This is a genomic window from Caballeronia udeis (assembly GCF_044909315.1).
GTDB lineage: Bacteria > Pseudomonadota > Gammaproteobacteria > Burkholderiales > Burkholderiaceae > Caballeronia > Caballeronia udeis_A.
Window position 1 is genome coordinate 48,332 of record NZ_JBIYEB010000005.1, and the last position, 19,081, is coordinate 67,412.

The 19,081-nt window shown below is 58.3% G+C and carries 14 protein-coding genes; all 14 read right to left on the reverse strand.

Going from position 1 to position 19,081, the window contains the following annotated elements:
- Nucleotides 1-55: 55 nt before the first annotated feature.
- A complete protein-coding gene (locus ABH944_RS09755; protein WP_404606549.1) occupies nucleotides 56-1,507 on the reverse strand; it encodes an aldehyde dehydrogenase in 1,452 nt (483 codons plus the stop codon).
- Between the two features lie 51 nt (nucleotides 1,508-1,558).
- Nucleotides 1,559-3,178 (reverse strand): benzoylformate decarboxylase, encoded by a 1,620-nt coding sequence (gene mdlC / locus ABH944_RS09760; RefSeq protein ID WP_404606551.1) that lies wholly within the window; start codon nucleotides 3,176-3,178, stop codon nucleotides 1,559-1,561.
- 499 nt (nucleotides 3,179-3,677) lie between these two features.
- Nucleotides 3,678-3,947, reverse strand: coding sequence for a hypothetical protein (locus ABH944_RS09765; RefSeq protein ID WP_404606552.1), 270 nt, complete (start codon nucleotides 3,945-3,947; stop codon nucleotides 3,678-3,680).
- A gap of 194 nt (nucleotides 3,948-4,141) precedes the next feature.
- Nucleotides 4,142-5,062 carry a dTDP-4-dehydrorhamnose reductase gene (gene rfbD, locus ABH944_RS09770; protein ID WP_404606554.1) on the reverse strand — a complete coding sequence of 307 codons (921 nt, stop codon included), beginning with the start codon at nucleotides 5,060-5,062 and terminating at the stop codon, nucleotides 4,142-4,144.
- A gap of 10 nt (nucleotides 5,063-5,072) precedes the next feature.
- Nucleotides 5,073-5,624, reverse strand: coding sequence for a dTDP-4-dehydrorhamnose 3,5-epimerase (gene rfbC / locus ABH944_RS09775; RefSeq protein WP_404606556.1), 552 nt, complete (start codon nucleotides 5,622-5,624; stop codon nucleotides 5,073-5,075).
- Nucleotides 5,609-6,502 (reverse strand): glucose-1-phosphate thymidylyltransferase RfbA, encoded by an 894-nt coding sequence (gene rfbA, locus ABH944_RS09780; protein ID WP_404606558.1) that lies wholly within the window; start codon nucleotides 6,500-6,502, stop codon nucleotides 5,609-5,611. The genes rfbC and rfbA overlap by 16 nt, the downstream gene beginning before the upstream one ends.
- Before the next feature lie 18 nt (nucleotides 6,503-6,520).
- Nucleotides 6,521-7,582 (reverse strand): dTDP-glucose 4,6-dehydratase, encoded by a 1,062-nt coding sequence (gene rfbB / locus ABH944_RS09785; RefSeq protein ID WP_404606559.1) that lies wholly within the window; start codon nucleotides 7,580-7,582, stop codon nucleotides 6,521-6,523.
- 98 nt (nucleotides 7,583-7,680) lie between these two features.
- Nucleotides 7,681-8,709 (reverse strand): glycosyltransferase, encoded by a 1,029-nt coding sequence (locus ABH944_RS09790; RefSeq protein WP_404606560.1) that lies wholly within the window; start codon nucleotides 8,707-8,709, stop codon nucleotides 7,681-7,683.
- A 37-nt stretch (nucleotides 8,710-8,746) separates the two neighbouring features.
- Complete coding sequence (locus ABH944_RS09795; RefSeq protein WP_404606562.1) at nucleotides 8,747-11,656, reverse strand: DUF4838 domain-containing protein; 2,910 nt, start codon at nucleotides 11,654-11,656, stop codon at nucleotides 8,747-8,749.
- Between the two features lie 4 nt (nucleotides 11,657-11,660).
- On the reverse strand, nucleotides 11,661-12,488 hold the full coding sequence (locus tag ABH944_RS09800; protein WP_404606564.1) for a glycosyltransferase family 2 protein: 828 nt from the start codon (nucleotides 12,486-12,488) through the stop codon (nucleotides 11,661-11,663).
- A gap of 41 nt (nucleotides 12,489-12,529) precedes the next feature.
- The gene (locus tag ABH944_RS09805; RefSeq protein ID WP_404606566.1) at nucleotides 12,530-13,576 is read right to left on the reverse strand and encodes a glycosyltransferase family 4 protein; all 1,047 of its coding nucleotides are present in this window, start codon (nucleotides 13,574-13,576) and stop codon (nucleotides 12,530-12,532) included.
- A gap of 2 nt (nucleotides 13,577-13,578) precedes the next feature.
- Nucleotides 13,579-14,421 carry a glycosyltransferase family 2 protein gene (locus ABH944_RS09810; protein ID WP_404606568.1) on the reverse strand — a complete coding sequence of 281 codons (843 nt, stop codon included), beginning with the start codon at nucleotides 14,419-14,421 and terminating at the stop codon, nucleotides 13,579-13,581.
- Entirely contained in the window at nucleotides 14,418-15,695 is a 1,278-nt protein-coding gene (locus tag ABH944_RS09815) for a hypothetical protein (RefSeq protein WP_404606570.1), read from the reverse strand. Before ABH944_RS09815 ends, ABH944_RS09810 begins: the two co-directional genes overlap by 4 nt.
- A 5-nt stretch (nucleotides 15,696-15,700) precedes the next feature.
- Nucleotides 15,701-17,896 carry a polysaccharide biosynthesis tyrosine autokinase gene (locus ABH944_RS09820; RefSeq protein ID WP_404606571.1) on the reverse strand — a complete coding sequence of 732 codons (2,196 nt, stop codon included), beginning with the start codon at nucleotides 17,894-17,896 and terminating at the stop codon, nucleotides 15,701-15,703.
- Nucleotides 17,897-19,081: the final 1,185 nt, after the last annotated feature.

A 19,081-nucleotide genomic window follows, 5' to 3' on the forward strand; every position in this document is an offset into this window, starting at 1 on the left:
GGACTCTTTATCATTTAGGCAATCGCGCGCACTCACCAAAGCCCTGACCACAAGATCAGAACGGGTAATGGCGCGGCGTCGTCTGCACGGTGATCCAGCGCAGATCGGTGAACTCCGCAATACCCGCCCTGCCGCCAAAGTGACCGAATCCGCTTCCCTTGACGCCGCCAAAAGGCATCTGCGCTTCGTCATGTACCGTCGGACCGTTGATGTGACAGATACCCGACTCAATGCGTCTGGCGACATTCATCGCGCGGGCGACATCACGGCTGAACACCGCTGAAGACAAACCGAATTCATTGTCGTTGGCGCAGGCAATAGCCTCTTCGTCGCCATCCACGCGCACGATCCCTTTGACCGGTCCGAACGATTCGTCGTGATAGATCCGCATGTCAGCGCTTACGTGATCCAGCAACGTGGCCGGCATCAGCGTGCTGTCGGCCTTGCCTCCGCATAGCAGCGTTGCGCCTTTCGCGAGCGCATCGTCAATCAATGCATTGCATCGCGCAACCGTGCTCATGTCGACAACCGAGCCGAGCACGACCGGTCCGTTGCGCGGATCACCCAGCGGCAGTTCGACCGCCCGGGCGGCGAGCCGCTTGACGAACGCGTCGGCCACCTTGCGATCCACGACAATACGTTCCGTCGACATGCAAATTTGCCCCGAATTGGCGAACGCACCGAACACGGCAGCGTCGACAGCGGCATCGAGATCGGCATCGTCCAGCACGAGCAACGGCGCCTTGCCGCCCAGTTCCAGGACCACTGGCTTGAGGTACTTTGCGCAGCTTGCAGCAATCACCTTGCCAACCCGGGTCGAACCCGTGAAGTTGACGCGCCGCACTTTCGGGTGAGCAATCATGGCCTCAACGATCGGGCCGGCGTCCGCGGGAGCGTTCGTCACGAAGTTCACCACGCCTGCGGGCAGCCCCGCCTCCTGCAGGGCCTCGACGATCAGGCCGTGGGTTGCCGGACATATCTCCGACCCTTTGAGAACCACCGTGTTGCCGCACGCGAGCGGCAGCGCGATAGCGCGAACCGCAAGGATTACCGGCGCATTCCACGGCGCGATGCCGAGCACCACGCCCGCGGGTTGCCGCACGCCCATTGCGAGGCTGCCGGGTATGTCGGAGGGAATCACTTCGCCGGCTATCTGCGTGGTGAGCGCTGCGGCCTCCATGAGTCCGGAAGCGGCCAGATGCACGTTAAACCCGGCCCAGATAGCCGACGACCCGGTTTCCACCGCCATGGCCGCCACGAAGGCGTCGTGCTTTCCTTCGAGGGCCTGTACGGCACGCATCAACAACGTGCGCCGCTCACTCGGCCCAAGCGCAGACCACGCTGGGAATGCCCTGCCTGCGGCGTCTACCGCGGCCAGCGCGTCAGCCACTGAAGCCGCCGGAGCACACGTGGCGACTTCGCCGTCCAGCGGATTCCTGCGCTCGAAGGTCGCGCCGTTGCTCGCGTGTACCGCCTCGCCGTTGATCAGCATGGCAATGGTTTTCATCGTCTGTCTCCTGGTGATTTTATGTAAGCAGGGGGCACTGCGTCACAGGCGCTAAGCCACGATGACTTCAACAAGCATCGGCCTGCGAGTGTGCAACGCTTCGTTCAATACGTCCTTCAGCCGGGCGGCCTCCCTGACCGCAACGCCGCGGCATCCCATGCCGGCCGCCAGCGTGACGAAATCGAGACCAGGGAGATCGGTTCCCTGTACCGGATCGGTCGGCGCGAAACCAAACACCGGAGCGAAGTCCTGCAACGCCGCATACCGGGAATTGTTAAGGATGACGAAGGTGACAGGCAGGCCAAGCTGTACCGCGCTCCATATCGCCTGGATCGAGTACATGCTGGAGCCGTCGCCGATCAGCGCGATTACGCGGGTACCCGGCTTGGCGAGCGCGACGCCCACTGCTGCAGGCATGCCGTATCCCAGCCCGCCGCTCTCCATGGTCAGGAACGTGCCGCTGCGGGTAAACGGCAGGTATTCCTGCATCACCGGCCGCGCACTCGGCGCTTCTTCAACCACGACATCCGCCGGGTCGCGTATTTCGGCAAGCGTCTGAAGTACGAATGCCACCGACATCAGCGGAGAAGCCTCAGCGCGTGGAGGCGCACGGCGAGGCCCCGGCAGCGGACGCGTCCGGGGTGCAGGCCGCGCCAGCAAGTCCTTGACGCCGAGCCTGATATTGCCAACCGTAGCGGTACCCGTCGGAGTCCAGGCAGCCACGCCAGGGTCATCGACAAGCTGGAATAGTTGCGCGCCCGGCGGAACGTGAGGACCGCTGCCTTCAACGTGATAGGTGAATGCCGGAGCTCCGAGCACGCAGATGAGATCGTGGCCGCCGAGTATCTCGACGATCTTCTCGCGCATGGCGGGAAGGAAGCCGGCGAATAGCCGATGGTCTTCGGGAAAGCTGCAGCGTCCGGACATGGGCGCCACAAAAACGCGTGCCTGATGACGTTCCGCGAGGCGCACCACTTCGTCCACCGCGCCTGCGCGGTCCACGCCGCCACCTACAACCAACGCCGGCCGCGCGCATAGGTCGAGTGCGTCACCCATGCGCGCCAGCATGACCGGATCGGGGCGCACCACCGTGCTGACGTCGCTTGGCGGCACATGGTCCGCCGGTTGATCCCAGTCGTCGGCAGGAATGGAGACGAACACGGGGCCGCGCGGCTCCTGCATCGCGATGTGATAAGCCCGCGCGATTGCCAGCGGCACATCAGCGGCGCGCGCCGGTTCAATGCTCCATTTCACATAAGGTTTGGGCAACTCGGTTGCGTGCGTTGACGCGAGGAACGGATCGAATGGAAGAATGGAACGGGCCTGTTGCCCGGCGGTCACGACGATCGGCGTGCGGTTGCGAAACGCCGTGAAGATATTGCCCATTGCGTTGCCGACACCCGCTGCCGAATGCAAATTCACGAGCGTTGCGTTCCCGGTTGCCTGCGCATAACCGTCGGCCATGCCGACTACAACGGCTTCCTGAAGTCCGAGCACGTAGCGGAGATCAGCGGGGAAATCGCGGAACATCGGTAACTCTGTCGACCCCGGATTCGCAAATACCGAGGTCATTCCCACGCGCCGCATGAAATCGATCACGGCGTCGCGAACCGTGATGCTGGCCGGTTGAGTACGGCCTGAAACAGACTGCTGCGGGGTACTGCCTGTCATGCAATTGCCTCCTGAAAATCCAGCGAGTGAGCGCTTTATCCGTCGCTGGATTATCCAGGCCTGCGCACATCATGAATATTGCCTTTTTAGGTCAAAGGCATTACGTCCGTGCATGACTTTTAGCCATGGCGACCATGGTGTGTGCGGTTGCCGTGCGCTGTAGGTTTTTGCCCGCCGTGCTCCGGAAAACGTACACGCGAGCGCCCTGGCGGCCGAAAAGCATCAAGCCGATGCTTCAGCTATTCCACCGGTGAGTCGATAAAAGCGCTTATATCCCGCCAAGCTCACGCCCGGGTCAAATTGGACAATGTTTTGAAGACATCCAGGACCGTGAGGATGATCAAGCAACTACATGAATACGATCGAAGGCGTTTGTTTCCCGCCCGTTGCGTGGATCTGGCGAAATTCGGAGCGCCTTTGATCGTCCGGGCGTGGGCGTGGTGCTGAGATTTTCTATAAAACGAGCGAATAAAAATGCCGAGCAACGGACAGCGGAATTTTACCCGGGAGACGCTTTGCCTGGCTGAAGCGCGTCCAGCACTCTCTGCGGCGTGTTGCGACATACCTGCAATGCAGCGGCACACGCCTGCCATAGAACATCCCGATGTCTTGCCTTTAGGGAAATGGCTTCATCACTGTCAAGTGCCGGTCCATCATTAAGATCGCAAGCCGCCGTTAGTATTAACGAAATGGCTTCCAACGCGTCCTGTTGCAAATTCAACGCAACAAAAAGCGATTCCGGATCGCGGGAAAGTTTATCGATATTCATGGCAAGATCCCGTTAGCCGACATTAGCCGATAGTACAACGCAGGAGACGTGAGACGTCCCTGGTTGTGTGATGGTCAACTGGTCAACTCGAATGACCCCGGTGCAATTGAAGATTCAACGCGCTGCACCAAGTCGACCGAGCACGTGCCTCTCTAGCAACTTCGGGCCGCTGCCATGCGCTCAATGGCAGCGTGTCAAGTGACAGGATGCACTTCCCTTCTGTAGATGCGCGACTCCATGCAGAGATCCAGCGCCTCATCCCAGTTTGGCGCCCTTACACCGAACGTCTTGAATAATTTCTGATTCGATAGCCGCGAATTGGCAGGCCGCGCTGCAGGGGTCGGATAAGATTCCGTCGTGGTCGGCTTAAGCTTGGGCTTTCGCCGCAGCGTTGATCGCTCGAAGATTGCCTCGGCAAAGCCATACCATGAAGTTGAACCGGAAGCCGTCAGGTGATAGATGCCGGAGTCCTGCCCCCACCAGTCCATGTCCCCGGCGAGCACCTCCGACAACACGTTCGACGTCAGCGCCGAAATCGTGTTCGACCAGGTGGGCGCGCCAATCTGATCGGACACAATACTTAGCTCATCCCGCTCGGCACCCAACCGCAACATGGTCTGGAGGAAGTTCTTTCCTCGCGCCCCGTACACCCAGCTGGTTCGAAAGATGAGATGCGCGCATCCTGACGCCACAATCGCCTGTTCGCCTGCCAGTTTGCTCCTGCCGTAAGCGTTCTGCGGATTAACAGGATCGTCCTCTACGTAAGCGCCGTCCTTTGTCCCATCGAAGACATAGTCAGTAGAGTAATGAACCAGTAGCGCCCCAAGACGTTTTGCCTCATTCGCCAACACCTCCGGCGCGTACGCGTTCAATTGCATGGCTGCATCCGGCTCGCTCTCGGCTCGGTCGACCGCTGTATGCGCCGCCGGGTTCACGATCAAAGCGGGCCTCACGTCGCGCACGACCTGTCGCACCTGGTCGAGGTCCGCAAGATCGAGGCTGCCCCGATCAAACGCCACAACGCGGCCGAGGCCCTGGAGACTGCGCTCCAGCTCAAACCCGACCTGACCGTTTACACCAGTCAGTAAAATCGTGTGCTGCCCGCGATTATTCATTGAATGGTTCTCATGCGAAGTGCTCGGCCTCGACAAGTCGCTTTCCCGCGACGTCCTTTGCCGCAAGCAACGGCTCAATTTCCAGCGGCCACTCGATACCGATCTCGGGATCGTTCCATAAGATGCTGCGCTCGTAATCCGAATACCAATAATCAGTAGTCTTGTATAAAAACTGGGCCGACTCCGACAGCACCAGGAAGCCGTGCGCAAACCCCGGTGGAACCCAGAGTTGCCTGCGGTTCTCTGCCGACAGCTTCACTCCGACCCATTTGCCAAAATTGGCCGACCGCTTTCGAATGTCGACGGCGACGTCGAAGACCTCGCCCTCCACCACCCGAACCAGTTTTCCCTGCGCATGCTCGATCTGATAATGCAGGCCACGCAACACGCCGCGCGCCGAGCGCGAATGGTTGTCCTGCACGAACTCGACGTCCGGCGCCACTTTCTCCGCAAACTCGCGGCCATTGAAGCTTTCATAGAAGTAGCCCCGCGCGTCGCCGAAAACCTTCGGCTCAATGAGCTTGACCTCGGGCAGCGCGGTAGCAGTTACGTGGATTGCCATGCGACCTGATCCTTGGAAAGGTTGAGCAGATATTGGCCGTACGCATTCTTCGACAGCGTGCTGGCCAGCCTGAGCAGTTGCTCCTCATCGATCCAGTTGCGGCGGTACGCAATCTCTTCCGGGCATGCGACCACCAGGCCCTGACGCCGCTGCAACGTCGCAATGAAAGTGGCCGCTTCGATCAGGGAGTCGTGCGTGCCTGTATCGAGCCATGCATAACCCCGGCCCATGATCTCGACATCAAGCTTGCGCTGTTCCAGGTAGTGCAAGTTCACATCGGTTATTTCAAGTTCGCCGCGCGGCGAAGGTTTGACATCGGCCGCGACTGCGCACACGTTGTTGTCGTAGAAATAGAGTCCCGTCACCGCGTAGTTCGACCGCGGCTTGAGTGGTTTTTCTTCGATCGACAAGGCGCGGAACTCACTGTCGAACTCGACCACGCCATAACGTTCCGGATCCTGCACGTGGTACGCGAACACGGTAGCGCGATCACTGCGCAGATTGGCGCTGGCAAGCTGCGCGCCGAGATCATGACCGTAGAAGATATTGTCGCCGAGGATGAGCGCGGACGGATCGTTCCCAATGAATTGCCTGCCAATGATGAATGCCTGCGCCAAGCCGTCAGGTGATGGTTGCACCGCGTACTGGATATTCATTCCCCAATTACTGCCGTCGCCGAGCATTGATTCGAAACGCGGCGTGTCTTGCGGCGTGGATACGATCAGCACGTCGCGAATGCCCGCTATCATCAGCGTTGTTAGCGGATAGTAGATCATGGGCTTGTCGTACACGGGCAATAGCTGCTTCGATACGACCGTCGTGATCGGGTAAAGTCGCGTTCCCGAACCGCCGGCGAGAATGATGCCTTTTCGTGCCATCGTCAGTCCTTTTGGTTATCACACGCGCACTGCATAGTTGTCCTCTACCCACTTCTGGTATTCGCCAGAAGCGACCTCGTCTACCCACGCCTGGTTGTGGAGATACCATCGAACCGTCCTGGCCAGGCCGGTCTCGAAGGTTTCCGCGGGCTTCCAGCCGAGTTCGCGCTCAATCTTGCGAGCATCGATTGCGTAACGCCGGTCGTGACCCAGACGATCCTTTACGTAGGTAATCTGTTCGCGATACAGACCCTGTCCCTTCGGCCTCAAGGTATCAAGCAGATCGCACAGGGCGTTCACGACGTCGAGATTCTTCTTCTCGTTCCAGCCGCCGATGTTGTACGTTTCGCCCGGCTTGCCATCTGCCAGTACGCGGCGAATCGCGGCGCAATGATCACCAACATAAAGCCAGTCGCGCACGTTGTTGCCGTCGCCATACACAGGCAGCGGCTTGCCGGCGAGTGCGTTGGCGATCATCAGCGGAATCAGTTTTTCGGGAAACTGATACGGTCCGTAGTTATTCGAACAGTTGGTCGTGAGGACCGGCAGGCCATAGGTGTGGTGATACGCGCGCACGAGATGATCGGACCCGGCCTTCGTCGCGGAATAGGGACTATTCGGCGCGTAGGCCGTTGTTTCGGAGAACGGTGGATCGTCGGCCGAAAGCGATCCGAACACTTCGTCGGTCGACACGTGCAGGAATCGGAACGCCGACTTTTGAGCGGCGGGTAACGTGTTCCAGTAGGCGCGTGCGGTTTCAAGCAGCGTGAAGGTACCCACTACATTGGTTTGCACGAAGTCGGTCGGACCATGAATCGATCGATCCACATGACTTTCAGCGGCGAAGTGCAGTATGGCGCGCGGTTTGTGTTCGACCAGCAACGCTTCCATCGCGGCGCGCTCGCAAATGTCCGCACGCACAAAGACGTGCCTGGCGTTATCGCTCAATGATTCAAGCGTGCCGAGATTGCCGGCGTACGTCAGCTTGTCGACGTTGAGTACGGCCTCGCTTGAGCCTCGCAGCCAGTCGAGCACAAAGTTGGAGCCGATAAACCCCGCACCGCCTGTCACTAATATCATCTCATTCCTTTTGGGTCGTCCCGGTTCGTTCAGGGAAGGCTATAAACCTGCAAACATGGGCCAAGCATTGCTTTTCGAGTCCACTCGAGTCGACTCGCCTACACCAGGCAATAGTCGATCACCTTGTTACGAATCACATCCCACGAATAGTTTTCCTTCACAAACGATGAGAGCCTGTCGCCTTCCGCGGTCCGCTCGGTTTGTGTCATCTCGCTCCTGTGCTGCACCTTCAGGGCCAGGTCCTCGATCGAATCGAACACGTAGTCCCCCGGGGGCAGATATTCGCGGACGCCGTGCGTATTGCTGCAGATAACCGGGACCCCGGCGACCAGTCCCTCAAGCAAGGCATTGTTCGCGGTGGCGAACTTCAGCGGCAACAGCAGAAATAGCGAATTCTCGATAATCTCCTGGTACTGCCGGCTGTTCAGGCGGCCATGACAAACAACATTGGCCGCTCGTTGGCTCTCGCCAAGCTTCTCGTATTTCATCCCCACCAGATCAAACACCACCCTCGGGTTGTGATGGAGAAAAAACTCGATGATCCGCGCCAGCAGCGCGTAGTCGCGATAGGTGTCGCCCACCACAGTCAGATGCAGTTTTCCGTCGCTGGCGGACGGCCCGGTATTGTTACGAACCCGGCACCAGGTGCCATGCGGAATCCGCACTACCTTGCCCGGGAAATGATCGTCAAAAACAGCCTTCTGCTGCTGGGTCAACGTAATGAATTTGCTCACAAAGCGGAGATTGAAGCGCTTGAGTTTGAGGAACAGGGAATCGTCCCGCTCAAGCCAATAGTCCTCGCCCAGATGCACCACGTAGATCACTTGCTTGCCGAGCATTCGCAAGATCGGCGCCGAGAAATAACCCGTCTGTTCCGGATAGAACAAAAGCACGGATCGGTAACGCAACGAACGCACGATCGTCAGCACGTCGATCAGCAGGAAATTGACTCTGCGCGAACGCGATCCTATTGGGCTGTGGCCGCCCCATAAAGCACCACCGTCAACGTAGTCCGTGCTCGACGCCACCACGTGGTGATACCCCGAGACCTCGTCATGATGGTCCCAGCGGAAACCGGAATAGAGCACTCGATGTTCGTTCGTTGCTACAGCCGAATGAGTCTTCATGCTTCACCTGTCGGAGTCGTTTCTGAGAACCGGTCCGTCACTTGTGACGTACCGCGACGATGCGGTCCACAAACACCGCGTCGCCCGCCTTCATGTCGACTGCCTGCACATACACACCCTTCTCATGATCCGATTCAAAAACGAACGGGCCGCCGGGCACCGGGATCGACTGGTAGGTTCCCTGGTTCAACGTGCTCGCGGACACCTGCTTGAAGCGGTCCATAGGCGGATACGAGCCGACCCGCACGCTACCCCCTCCCGCGGCTCCCGCGACACGTACGTCCACGAACAGATCCCACTTGCCCTCACGGGGCAGCTTGTCGAATTTAAGCTGGACCGCCCACACCGAGGAGTCGCCGGGCATGCGTATCGCCGCCCCGTCAGAGGCTGCCGCGTCCGCGACAATCCGCGCTGAACTATAGATATTCAGGTTGAGGTCCTGGATATCGCTCCAGTCCGCAGCCGGCAGTCCCGCACTCTGTGCAGGCGGAGTAGCAGCACGACGCTCGATGGCGAGTAGTTGATTGAGGCCATCGAGATCACCTTCCTGGCGATACGCCGACACATGTGTGCGCTGCACGGTCTCGTTGAAGCGCGCAATTCGCTTCGCATAATCCAGCTGCCATCCAGGAACCGCGTGTGCATCCTGGTACTCGCGTCGACGCACAAGGATCACGAAATCGAGCGGCATGCGAGCCTGTCGCACGCGTGCCAACAACGATGGGGCATCCGCTACCGCCTGCTCTGCGTTGTCGAACAGCTTGTCCGCCTGTGCGACGAATTGCGGGGAATACATCTTCATGTCCACGGGTGTCTGTTCGGAGAGGACATCCCCGCTCGCAGCCAATGCCGCATGCATCAAGTCGATATACGCCAGCAGTTGCGGCGCTGCCGCTCCGAAATAGTCGCGGCAATATTCGCTCACGAGCTCGTGCACGTCCTGCCGCGGATCCCATAGCAGACGTCCTATCATCCAGACCCTCAGGCTGGCGAACTCTGCACCGGGCGTCGTCCAGCTCCCTTCCGCGAAGTATCCGGAAACGCTCGGGAGTGTCGCCAGCCACTTGATGCTCGCGCCGATCGGATAGATGTTCGGCGTGGGCTGCAGGAAGCCGGCGAAATTCGTCACGTGGTCCCACACGAGCATGTGTTTCGCCATCGCGCTCCAACCAGCGAGGCCTCGGCCCAGCTGCACGTTGCGGCCAAGATTCAGCGGCGTGCTGTAGTCCACCTGGATGGTCATCGGATACACGAGGATGTAGTCCGGCAACACCATGCCGGCCGGTGGCGCAAATCCCCAGTGATAAGCATTGAAGGCAAACCGGGCGCCCGGCATCACCGCTCTTACCTGCCTGGCCACGTCCTCGACCATGTCGACCAAAGGTGCTGACGGATTGCCGCCGTGCCGGTCAGCGAACTTGCGGCTGTCCGCGTCCATGTCCCAGCCCCAGTCCATGTCGTGGATCCCGAACCAGACCTTTCTATAGTCGGGCAAGGCCTTGAGCCGCTCGACGATCTGTTCCGCCATGACCCGGCGAACATCGGCATTCATCATTGCGACCTGGCCACCCGCGTACCATTCCGGGTGACTCTTCAAGTACTTGTCTCGCGGCAGCAAGTCCCAGAACGACGCATCGCCGCCCTTCGTCAGCCAGCTGTGATCCCAATCATCAAGCTCGGGCGGCGTAGGTGCAAACGACGGCCCATGAGACTCGCCGTTCAGCAAGTTGTGCGCACGGAACGCCTTGTCCTGCCCCTCCCAACTGAGCACCTCGCGATAAGCGAAGCGTGGAACCTGCCGGTCATGAGGCGCATCTATTTGCAACGTCGGCCGCGAGGGCACATAGGTCGCATCGGGAGCAAGCCATTTCACGCCAAGCACCCGATCGAGAAACCAGTTCACGCCGTACAGGGTGCCGCGCGGTGTTGCGCCCGCGATCACGAGGTTCTCACCCGAGGTACACAGCACAAATCCGTCCGGCCCTAGCGTGTCAAAGACGGCCGAGGGACACAGCGCACGAGCGAGCCGGTTGTCGAGGCCAATGACAATAGACGGTCCCGCCTGCGGCGCGTTGTCGTCAGCAAGCCTTCCAACATTGCTGCCGGTCATACGTTTCAGGTAATCGGCAAGATCGCTGGCAGCTTGCAGGGTCATGGCGTCCGCAAGCGCGCCGACCTGCACGTGGTAGCGGGTGGCGCCGTGATCCGCTAGCGTCAGCGTCCGTGCGGGCGGACCGCCTGACTTGATGATCCCGGCGAGCAACGCCTCTCGTTTTCCGGCTTCAATGGGAGCGGGCAAGAGTTTCATCCGCATCTGCGCGCCTTGCAATGCGTCCGCGGTCGTCACGGCGTCATCGGTCGTGGAAACACTCACCCTGCTGAATCGTGCGGCACCGGATTGTCCCTTCGCCTTGCGCAGATACAGGATCATCTGGTTCGCGCCTTCGGGCGCCTGCACGACAACGCTGGAACTGTTCCATCCATCGCTAACGCCGCTGTTCACGGCCAGCGCCGGTTCGGTTCCCCAAGGCTGCTGGACTGAGTCGACTCCTCTCCAGCCCGGATCGACCCCAGGGCCGCGGAAGCTCACCTGAACGAACGCTGCCTTTGGCGGTGTATCGACCGTACGCATGTTCAAGCTGATTCGATAACGCCGGCCCGCCTGCACGGCGATCTTGTCCTGGGCGGCGTAACCCGACTGCACCTCTAGTGCGTTGCCGTACTTTGCATCGGAGACAATGGAGAACTGCTCGCCCCACCAGCCCGTCTTGCCTTGCGCGAAATCCCCGTTGACGATCAGCGTCGCGGCAAACGCCTGGCCGCTCAGGCAAGTCATGGCCAGGACCGACATCACGAGCAACGCCCGAAGCAATAGAGGTCCGCCGGCGCGCGGCGGATGCGCGCGCTCCAGCATTGCCCCGGGAGATAGCAGTATGACAACGCCCATCGGGTTACCTCTTGACGCCCTCGATGCTCGGCGGCATCGAGAGTGGCAAGTGGAACTTGTTACGGAAGCGCAGCAGGCTCTGCAAGTGATAGCGGCCCGCACGCGACAGCGGCCCGCCGGCTGATTGCCGCTGATGGTCGTGCATCAGCCGTGCCCCTGGCACACAGGCGATCCGGTACCCGGAATTCCACACGCGCGCACACAGATCGACGTCTTCCATGTAGAGGAAATAGCGCTCGTCCATGCCGCCCAGTTCCTCATAAACATAGCGCTTTACGATGAACCCCGTACCCATCACCCAGTCCGCGTCGAAAGGCACACCGGGGATCCAGGCTTCGATCATCATGTGGCGTTTGACACGGCGTTCAAGCGACCTCAGCTTACCGAGCGGCGTGCGCCGCCCGATGATATCCAGGAGGCTATAGAAGCGGCGTCCCGAGTACTGCCGCACGCCGTCCGGATAGGTCAGGTCCAGACCGACCATGGCGACGTCCGGTGCTGCATCCAGAACGGCCAGCGCCTTCTCTATGCTGTTGTCGACAAAGTAGGTATCAGGGTTGAGGACAAGGATTCTTTCCCGCATCCCGGCCACTGCACCAAGATTGACCCCAGCGCCAAATCCACGGTTCATGGACGCGCGCACAAGCCGCACGCCATCGGGCAGGTTCGTGCGCAAATTGTGATAAGAGTCATCAGGTGAAGCGTTCTCGACAACGACCATATCGGACGCACGCGCAATACGAAGAGCGAGCAGTGATTTCACGCACCTTACAGTCAATTCAGGTGTACGAAAGTTTACGATTACAACATTCAAATATCCTTCAGTGTTCATGGCTTCCTCGCAACGGACAAACAGCAGGCCGAAAAATGAAGCTATTGTTTTCTTACCAACGACGCTTGTTCAACAATGGTCCAAAGCGCATCGGCTGAACGATCCCAACTGAATCGCATGGCTCGTTCCCGACCGCACTCGATCAGTTCTTCACGCAGAACACGATCTTCGGCAAGCCGGTTCATCGCCTTGGTGATGTCCGCAACCGATCGTGGATCGACGGTCAGGGCCGCATTACCGGCCACCTCGGGCATTGCCGACACGTTCGACGTAAGCACCGGTACGCGCGACATCATGGCTTCCAGAATCGGCAAACCGAACCCCTCATAAAGCGATACAAAAGCAACGAAGAGCGCTCCCCGGTAGAGCTTCGGCATCATCGCGTCCGGGACGTCTCCCGCAAAGCGCAGCCGCCACGAGATCCCGAGTGCATGCGCCAATTCCTTGAGGGCTGCGTCCGGCTTGCCCGTCAGCATCAGGTGGATTCCTTTCGCGGGAAGTGACGAGCGCGCATAGGCGGTAAACAATCGTTCGAGATTCTTGTAGTTCCGACGGTTGCCCGGGTAGAGCACATAAGGATCTTCGGACTCAAGTGCCTCTTCATTTCTTGCGTACGCCGGGTCCACCCCGTTGTGCACAACATGCACCTTTGTGTGAGGCATGCCCGACCACGCGAGGAACTCGTTGCGCGTGTAGTCGGAAACACAAATTACCGCAGTGCAACGCCGGTACATTCGCCTGAACAGGACATCGTAATAAGCGCGATGCAGCCGCGAATAAAAATGCAGATGCGTCAAATCATGCACGGTCACCACCGTCGGCCGCTTGCTGAACGCCGGGGGAACAAACCCGGGGCTCCAGAACACACCATCGTCCTCCTCATCATCAAGCGCTCGCTTAATCACGAAGGGTGACCAGGGACTGCCCAGGCCACTATTGATTGTCAGCGGGACAATGTTGATTTCATCCGGCGCACGCTCCATGCATGCCGTCATCACGTTACCAATGCCGGTCCTCGCGGGCCAGCGCAGATCGGCGTAAACAGTGAGCGCTGGCATTGCAACAGCGAGGCGAGAATGATTATTCATGTCTATCCCTGATCAACCCATCCGAGCACACGATTCGTCGCGGCGATCCAGTAATATCGCGCGCGTCCCAGGTCTCCTTGCAAAATCGACATCACGCAGCCAGCAGCCGGCCTGGCAGCAACATAGAGAACGAAATGCATCGGATACCGATTCAATGACAGTACCCGGCCGAACCCGCGGTTATAGAGCCTTCCGCGCGCGTAAGCCTTTTCGTCATAGGTCGTGATCGGCTCCGGATGGCAAACGCGTAGCGCCGGCTCATAACGAACCTTGTATCCGGCATTGAGCACGCCCAGAAGAAAGTTCACTTCCTCCCCCGCTCCCCAGCGCGAACCCGACCCCACGCCAAGTTGTTCATCGAACCCGCCCACGGCACGCACGGATTCCGTACGCAGGAAGATCGTGTAGGACGTCGCACAGGTCCAGATGTTGTAACGGTTGACGATGAGCGGGTTCGTCGACCAGCGGCCCTGTGAAGGCTTGTTGCCGCCGTCTACGCTGCACCCCGTTACACCTGCGAGTTCGGCTTCGTTGCCGAACTTGTCCGCGACGAATTCAAGTACCTGTGGCGGGTACCAGCAGTCATCGTCCGGGAACGCGACAATGTCTCCGCTTACCGCTTGCAGGCCGACATTGCGGGCACGCGACAACCCTTTCTCCGAACGACAATAGACAATCTGAAACTCATCCTTGAAGCGTTCGATGACCTGAGTCACGCGGTCATCGTTATTCTGGTCCACCACGATCAGTTCAAAATCCCGATGGGTCTGCTCCGCAAGAGAACGGAACAAACGCTCGACTTCACTGCTGCGACCCAGGGTCGCCATGATCAGCGAGAATTTCATGTCGGCTCACCATGAACCCGCACCGGCCGAGCCCGCGGCCGAACCCGCACCGGCGACACGAATCGTCCAGCCTGGCTGCGTACGCTCCTGACCGCGCGAGCAGCGATGAAAGTCCCGTCACGTCCCCACGATACGAGATAACCGAGAAGAAAATAGGCCGTCTCGTTCTGATGCAATGGATTCGATATTGACCACGCTGCTATTGGCGCGAGGCAAATCACCGTTGCCCACCCAAGACCCAGTCCGCAGAAAAACACCATCCACATGATCAGCCCTGGAATGCCCGCGATCAGCATCAAGTCGAGCGGCGATGAAAAGACGGAGTTGGTACCCGCACCCAGTCCCTTGACGCTGATCACGGACGTAGAGAAAAAACTTTCGACAAAACCAAAACCGTGACCCAGCCAGTCCTGCGCAATCAGGGCCGTACTCATGGTGAACGCCAGGCCGCGTTCTTCCTCAAGGCGAACATTCAACATGTCTCCCGAGAGCTCGCCTCCAAATCGCCAGTAATAAAGCCCGCCTCCCAATGCCAGCAATAACAGCTTGATACTGTTATAGCCTTTCAACTGCGTGAGCAGGACAATCCCGCAAGGAATCAGCACAGTCTTCGATTCGCTTATCAACGCATTCGCCACCCCGAATGCAAGGAGTATCGATACATCGAAAGGCTTGCGCTCCGACTGCAGAAACAGCATGTAACTCGCGCCGAAAAAGAATAGTGCAAACCAGTTCCGCTCCAGAAACGAGCCGTGTATAGCGTCCTGCATGAATTCCACTTGCTTGTAGACGTAGGGGACATCAAACTTTTGCAAGGCGATCTGGAACAGAAAAAATCCGATCAAGATAACGTACCCATAGGGCAGCGGGTTCTCCAGGTAATGACGGCCAAGCTGCCGGCCAACCAGATAGAACACCGGATACACGAGTGCAAACTTGATGATCTGCTCTACTTCCTTGATATGCGGATAACCCGCGAACAGTGTCAGCCATACGGCAACGCCGAGAAATAAAAAGTAAGCAAGCACCTCGCGTCCCATCACATGGACACGTCGTCCCGCCAGCAACAGCGCGAACACGGCCAATGCCCAGAACTGGTTCAACTGAGCCCCACCGACCTGCGTGCACTCCAGGGACAGAAGCAACAACCCGCTGAGCAAGGACAGATCGAACAGAGCGTTTCGTGTGTTGTCCGAATGCAGGATGGACTTCGCAGCGGCCGGGTAGAGTTCAGATCCTCGCTCTCCCGCCGGCGCTGCACGAACTGGTTTCATAGGCATTACCCTGCGTAATACGAGCCGTACTTCATGCTTCGCTCCGGCACATCGTTGACCAGCACGCCGCTTACTTCGACGTTTGCGTTCAACAGGCGCCGCTCCGCTTCAGCGATTTCGGCCGAGGTGTGCCATCCATGCCGGACTGCGAACAGCGTCGTACCGGCGTAGCGGGCGACTACCGCCGCGTCCGCTACAGCCAGCAGCGGTGGCGCATCGATCACCACGACGTCGTAGCGCATGGACAACTCGTCGAGCAAACTCCTGAACCGGTTGCTCATCAGCAGTTCAGTCGGGTTGTTCGGCTTCGAGCCCTTTGGAAGAAAGTCGAGTTCGGTCCCCGCCACCGCGCGGCGAATCAAACGTTCAGCGGACTGGCCTCCCACAGCTTCCGACAGGCCCGGGCTGGCGGGAACATCGAAGTACGTGTTTATGTCGCCGCCGCGCATGTCTGCGTCGATGAGCAGTACCTTCTTGCCGCCCGTTGCCAGCACGGTAGCAAGGTTCGCTGAGAGAAACGACTTCCCGACGTCCGGCCGCGGACCGGTCAACAGGATGATGTTGTTGCGCGGCTGGAAAGCGCCGAAGTGAAGCGCGGTCTGAAGACTACGGATTGCTTCAACCGCAATGTCGTCGGGCGCTTGCGCAGCCAGTAAATGATGGCCCTTTGCGCCACGGCGCAACCGGCTCTCAAGCTTGGCCTGCATCTCGCTGTGAGGCACGATCGAATAGACCGGCGCGCCGAGAACATGCTCGAAATGCTCGGAGCGCTCAATGCCCGGACGAAACCGGCGGCGCAAGAACGGTGCCCCCAGACCCAGGACCAGACCGACCATCAGCGAGATACCGATAATGATCATCTTTCTCGGCTTGACCGGTTTCGCTGACGTCATCGCCCAGTCGACCACCCGGACGTTGCCCATCTGCCCCGCCCTCACAATGTTCAACTGCTGTGCGCTGTTGAGCATGTTCGTGTACAGCTCGGTATTGACGCGTACGTCGCGCAACAGTCTGAGAGCGTTCTGCTCGGTGTTCGGCAGCGCCGCGACGCGACCTGCGAAAGCGCGTTGCTGCTCCTTCAACTGATCGATGCTTTGCGTTAGCGAAGCAACCGCCGGATACTGGTCCGAGAATCGATGTGAAAGCTCGTTGCGCCGTTGCTCGAGGTCCAGCTGCCTGGACTGCGCATCTACCATCTGGCCAAGCAGCAACCGGCTCTCCTCGCTCAGGTCGACGGTGCCGTGCTCGTTGCGAAACGCGTTATAGGCGTTTTCGGACTGCTCGAGCGCCGTCTTGAGCATGGGCAACTGCTGGTCGAGGAACGCAAGGGTTGTCTGAGCTTCCTGCCTCTTATGTTCCACATTCTGCGCGACATACTTGCGTGCAATCTCGTTGACAATCTGTGTTATTTTTACGTTGTCCTTACCTTCCAGGGTAACTGAAAGAATTCCGGCTTGTTTACCCAGTTCTTCTACCTTCAATTCCTTCTGCAAACGATCGATCGCGTCGAACTCACGCAGACGCCGGACCGAAAATTTTGTACCGGGATTGGCCACAAGACGGCTGACCTTGATCGCAACGTTCTCGCCTTGATCATTGCCAACGGCGTCCTCGCCAACCACCCCGCGGGCAACAATGATGTCATCACTGTTTTGCAGAATGTAAGTGCCGCCCGTCCCCGCCGTCAGCGTGTACGACTCGTCCGGCTTCGCGTCGAAAGTGGGCACGTCGATTGCCTCGCCACCCCACGCGTAACTACTCAAGCCCAGAAACGGCTTGGCCAGATCGCTGCCCTTTGCCTGCCGCGCGATCCATTGACCGATTATCGGGAAATATTTTGGTGTGGCATCGACACTCAGATTCAACGCCTTTACGGTTGGTTGAATCACGGCGCGGGAAAGGATCAGTTCAGACTCAGCAGCGGTCGCTGCAGCGGGGTCGAACGGGGTACTGGAGTCCTTGTTTTGCCATGGTGTTGGACTGCTGGTGCTGCTGCTATTCGGGTCTTCGACCTGAATCATGGCGTCTGCGCGAAAGACCGGCGGCGCAAGTAACGCGTAGGCAAGACCGAGCAGGAAGATGGTTAATACTACCCAGAAAACCGTCTTTCGGTTTTCCATTACAACATCGACGTTCTCAGCCAGTGAGACGTCTTCCCTCACTGGCGGGTCGATAAAACGCGGCGCAATGCTTCTCGTCATAGAACTCTCGTCTCGTCACAGAACTCGAAACATAGAACTCGAAAATATGAGTGCAAGTTCGTTGCATGGGGCCAGTCTCCGGTGGCAGGAAGCAACTCTTTGGTTGCTGTGCAGCAGTAAATCACATGAATCAGCCAGAAACGAGACTTGGCGATTGAGTCCGCCTTGTTGTCTTCTATTAACTATCTTTTAACCAAAAGATTACGGCGGACGTGCGCTTTAGCACTGACTGTGCCGGACCGTTAAAATACATAATTTTTTACATCTTGTTTCATTTAGTAGAACTTATGTGTCAAAAAACTGTAAAGAGACAGCGTGATTAGCAATGGTCATGCCCCGGTTTGCGACAGGGATGCACTCTTTTGTGTCAGGTATGCATTCGTTGGATGCACGACAATATACTTTCGCTGTCAAAGATTCTTGCAAAACCTAACATCTTCAAAAAGAATTTTGGAAGGCCCCAATAATTGTATCGCATTCCTGATTTAATGGAATGGACCGGCATGACCATAAAGGCTCCCGGGCTCGATGCAATAACCATCTTTGTGACGTCCTGAAGGCGTTTGATAAAAAATCCCACCTGTCATGTGCAGCGGCGAGGTTGACGATACTTTTCTACATCGCTACGCTTTGTCCCAAACTTATCGGCTAAGTGAGGCACACTCGTGTATACATACAGTCCGGATGGTGACGGCGAGTATTTGATCGAAGTCCGAAGGCTCGGTCCAAAATACACGTATTACTTGCGATCCCGTAGTGAGGCTCGTCCATTCACCCCTTCTACAGGGTTCTTCGACAGCGCGGAAGAAGCGTTGCAGGCGGCACTCACCAAGGCCGCTCAGCTTCATTGCGAGGACGCGTAATAGGAAGACTTCGCTTGACCGGGCAGGAGATGGCGATACGATCCGTTGCGCCCGTCGGGGGTAATCGGAAGTGCGTTCGTATTGAGGATCCCGGGCTGACTTTCGATACGGCCCGTCTTTGTCGTTACGCCACACAGAAGAATAGGGCAACCGGCTGGCCCGGGTCGCTTCTGTTTTTCGCTCTATATGGATCAAGTACCTTGTTGGTAATTTTCATCTATTATATGGAATCCGAAATAATATCAGATGGAAATTTGTACTTGATCGTAGCGTTGTTACTGTTGGTGTTCACGCGGTGCATGGGCATATGTGCCGCCCCAAC